This window comes from Polaromonas sp. P3_C2, assembly GCF_056402675.1.
Map to the genome: position 1 here is coordinate 1 of NZ_JBFUGX010001096.1, position 853 is coordinate 853.

General features: G+C 63.0%; 1 protein-coding gene. It reads left to right on the forward strand.

What is annotated here, in order from left to right; genetic code table 11:
• Positions 1 to 757, forward strand: a 757-nt coding sequence (locus AC1DWI_RS24865) for a VWA domain-containing protein (protein WP_477726139.1), incomplete at its 5' end; no start/stop codon positions are given.
• Between the last annotated feature and the right edge of the window lie 96 nt (positions 758 to 853).

The following is an 853-nucleotide window of genomic DNA, read 5'->3' on the forward strand; positions in this document are numbered from 1 at the left end:
CGCCACCGACGTGCAGCCCAACCGCCTGGTCGCCGCCCAGAACGCTGCCAAGGCTTTCCTGGCCGTCCTGCCGCGCAATGTACGCGTCGGCATCGTCGCGTTTGCCGGCACCGCTGCCGTCGTGCAACAGCCTACCCTCAGCCGCGAAGACCTGACGGCAGCCATTGACAAATTCCAGCTGCAGCGCGGCACCGCCATCGGCAACGGCATTGTCGTGTCGCTGGCCGAACTGTTCCCCGACGCAGGCATCGACATCGCCTCCATGCAGTACGGAAGGGAAAAGCCCCGCGGCACATCGCTGGACCAGGCCCTGAACCCCGACAAGAACGCGAAGAAAGAATTCACCCCCGTCGCTCCCGGCTCCTATACCTCGGCCGCCATCATCCTGCTGACCGACGGCCAGCGCACCACGGGTGTGGATTCCATCGACGCCGCCAAGCTCGCAGCAGACCGCGGCGTTCGCATCTACACCGTCGGGGTGGGCACGGTGGATGGCGAAACGATTGGCTTTGAAGGCTGGTCCATGCGCGTCAAGCTCGACGAGGAAACCCTCAAAGGCATTGCCCGGGCAACACAGGCCGAGTACTTTTACGCAGGTACGGCGGCCGACCTGAAGAAGGTGTATGAAACCCTCAGTTCGCGCCTGGCGATTGAGAAAAAGGAAACCGAGGTCTCGGGGTTGCTGGCGCTGTTTGCCGCCGTGCTGGCACTAGTGTCTGCCAGCTTGTCGCTGCTGTGGTTTAACCGGATTCTTTGAAGGCTCCGGGCGTTCCCTCGGAGGGGAAACAGGGAAGCGGCGCCACTTGCATCTGACGTGCAAGCGAGCCACCGCATCCAGGACTTAACTTACCTC